Origin of the sequence: Streptomyces tricolor (assembly GCF_002155905.1) — a bacterium.
In the GTDB taxonomy this organism is placed as follows: domain Bacteria; phylum Actinomycetota; class Actinomycetes; order Streptomycetales; family Streptomycetaceae; genus Streptomyces; species Streptomyces tricolor.
The window spans coordinates 195-2,860 of sequence record NZ_MUMF01000742.1 but is presented as its reverse complement, the minus strand read 5'-3'; the positions used below and the strand labels follow the sequence as shown (position 1 = coordinate 2,860).

The following is a 2,666-nucleotide window of genomic DNA, read 5'->3' as shown; positions in this document are numbered from 1 at the left end:
CGGGCAAGACCACGCTGGTCAAGCTGCTCGCGGGGCTGTACACGCCGGACCGGGGCCGGATCCTGTGGGACGGCGTCGACGCCGCGCGCGCCGACCGCAGGCTGCTCGCCGAGCGCATCGCGATGGTGGCCCAGGACTTCAAGCGCTGGCCGTTCACCGCCCGGGTGAACGTGGCCGTCGGCCGTTCCGCCGCGCCGATGACCGAGGAGCGGCTGGCCGCGTCGATCGCCGAGGCGGGGGCCGAGGAGGTGGTCGCGGACCTGCCGCGCGGCCTGGACACGCTGCTGGCCCGGAACTTCAGCGGCGGGCACGAACTGTCCGGCGGCCAGTGGCAGCGGCTCGGCATCGCCCGGGCCGCCTACCGGCGCGGGAGCATCCTGATCGTGGACGAGCCGACGGCGGCGCTGGACGCGCGGGCCGAGCTGGAGGTGTTCGAGAAGATCCGGGCGCTGGCGGGCGGCGGGCAGACGGTCGTCCTGATCACCCACCGGCTGGCCTCGGTCCGGCACGCCGACCTGGTGCATGTGCTGCAGCACGGGCGCCTGGTGGAGTCCGGCACTCCGGAGGAACTGCTGGCCAGGGGCGGTCTCTACGCCGACCTGTACATGCTCCAGGCACAGCAGTTCACGGCGCGGGTGCCGGCGCCGCGGACGGGCTGAGGTCCCTGGACGGGCTCGCTCGGCGGGCTCGCGGACGGCTCACTCGACGGTCTCGCGGCCGCGGACGATCACCAGGAACGTGTCCGTCGCGAGATCCATGACGACCTCGGCGGGCAGGCCTTCCAGACGCCGCGCGTGTGCGAACTCCTCCGCGGGCCAGGATCCACGAGGACCTCCGGCGGGAAAGCGTTCGAGCACTGTTCGCCCGTTCACCGTCTCGCACCTCCAGAAAGCGTCGTACGTGTAGGAGTTAACGCTCTGGAGAGGGGAAACGCCTCGCTCGGTGACGCTACTGAGACATTGCCGACACCGGCTCGGCGCGGACGGTGAGGATCCGTTCACCTTGTGACACGAACCGCACCCTCCGCATCACCGGCGGTACCGGGCGTATCCGTGGTCGCAGCCGCGTCTCCGTAGCCGTATCCGTCGTTTCAGCAGCCGTACTCCTGGTTTCAGCAGCCGTACTCCTCGTTTCAGCAGCCGTACTCGTCGTTTCAGTAGCCGTACTCGTCGTACTCGTCGTGCAGGCGCAGCCCGTCGCTGCCCTCGGGGCTGCGGCCGAGGGGGGTCAGGTCGAGCAGGGCCGTGGTGGTGCCCAGTGCGTCCAGCCCGTCGCCGTACACCGAGTAGGTGTGGAAGACCCGGTCGTGGTCGCGCAGGAAGCAGCTGAGGCCGGGACGCTCGACCAGGTCGCCGCCCGACTCGACGGTGGCCTCGAAGTCACGGTTGAAGTCGCTGTGCGCCGAGGAGTACCAGGGCACCGCCCAGCCCATCCGCGCCTTGAACGGCAGGATCCGGGTGAACGGCGCCCGGGAGACGGCCGCGAAGGAGGTGTTCCGGGCGCGCAGGTGGGCGAGGTGGCCGACCTGGTCCAGGAAGGCCGCGCAGCACGGGCAGCCGGTCTCCCACTCGGGGTCGAACATGAAGTGGTGGACGACGAGCTGGGCCCGTCCCTCGAAGAGGTCGAGCAGGGTGGCCTTGCCGTCGCCGCCCTCGAAGACGTACTCCGGGTCCACCTCTACCATGGGCAGCCGACGGCGCTCGGCGGCCAGGATCTCGCGCGCTCGTCTGACCGCCTCCTCCTTGCGCAGCAACTCCTCGCGCGCCGCGCGCCACTGCTCGCGCGAGACGATCTCCGGAAGCGACATGGGCCCTCCTGTCCGACGGTCGGTTCGGGGTGGTGACCGCCGGTGTGCGCGGAACTCATCGCCGCGCGCGGAGAATTTTTCGGCCGGCCTCCCGCAGGCACGCTTTTCGGCCAGGCAGCGGACCCAGGCGGCTCGGACGGCGGCGCACTCGGCTCAGGTGTCGTACTCCTGGATACGACGGCCGTGGTGACGCGCGGTCAGCGCGGGCAGCCGGTCGGTCAGTTCCCGCACGATCGCGGGCACGTCGAGAGTGAGCAGTTCACGGTCCCGCATCAGCACGCGGCCGTCCACGACGGTGGTGCGGACGTCGGCGGCGCGGGCGCTATGCACGAGGGTGGCGGCGAGGTCGTGGACCGGCTGCGTGTGCGGGCCGGTGAGGTCGACCAGGACGAGGTCGGCGCGGCGGCCGGGCGCGAGGGAGCCCACCCGGTCGCCGAGGCCGACCGCGCGGGCGCTCTGCAGGGTGGCGTGGTGGAGGGCCTGGCGGGAGGTCAGCCAGCGGGGATCGCCCTCCACCGACTTCTGCACCAGGGACGTCAGCGCCATCGCCTCCCACACGTCGAGGGAGTTGTTGGACGCGGCGCCGTCCGTGGCGAGGCCGACCGGGACGCCGGCCGCGCGCAGGGCCCGTACCGGAGTGGTGGTGGGCCAGGCGAACTTGAGGTAGCCGCGGGGTGCGGTGGCCACGGCCGTACGGCCGCCCGTGCGGGCCAGCAGCGGCAGGTCCCGTTCCACGATGCCGGTGCCGTGGGCGATGAGCAGGTCGGTGTCGAGGAGTCCGGTGCGGTCCAGCACCTCGATGGGGGTGCGGCCGTGCCGGGCGAGGCTGGTGTCGGTCTGGTCGCGGTTCTCGGCGGCG

4 protein-coding genes are annotated in these 2,666 nt (G+C 72.1%); 1 reads left to right on the top strand and 3 read right to left on the bottom strand.

Going from position 1 to position 2,666, the window contains the following annotated elements; translation table 11 throughout:
* Nucleotides 1–659: ATP-binding cassette domain-containing protein (locus CCN44_RS38660; protein WP_143650319.1), on the top strand; the 659-nt coding region annotated here is incomplete at its 5' end.
* A 39-nt stretch (nucleotides 660–698) separates the two neighbouring features.
* Here CCN44_RS38660 and CCN44_RS45305 read toward each other — a convergent pair.
* The 3 genes from CCN44_RS45305 to CCN44_RS38645 all read right to left on the bottom strand — a co-directional run.
* Nucleotides 699–872: a hypothetical protein gene (locus tag CCN44_RS45305; protein WP_086703559.1), complete on the bottom strand. Its 174-nt coding sequence runs from the start codon at nucleotides 870–872 to the stop codon at nucleotides 699–701.
* Between the two features lie 281 nt (nucleotides 873–1,153).
* A complete protein-coding gene (locus CCN44_RS38650) occupies nucleotides 1,154–1,807 on the bottom strand; it encodes a DUF899 domain-containing protein (protein ID WP_059248730.1) in 654 nt (217 codons plus the stop codon).
* Between the two features lie 153 nt (nucleotides 1,808–1,960).
* On the bottom strand, nucleotides 1,961–2,666 hold a 706-nt coding region (locus CCN44_RS38645; protein ID WP_244204039.1), incomplete at its 5' end, for an amidohydrolase family protein.

Coding starts and splice junctions, on each gene's coding strand:
- CCN44_RS38650 (WP_059248730.1), bottom strand. CDS start 1,807: ATGTCGCTTCCGGAGATCGTCTCGCGCGAGCAGTGGCGCGCGGCGCGC.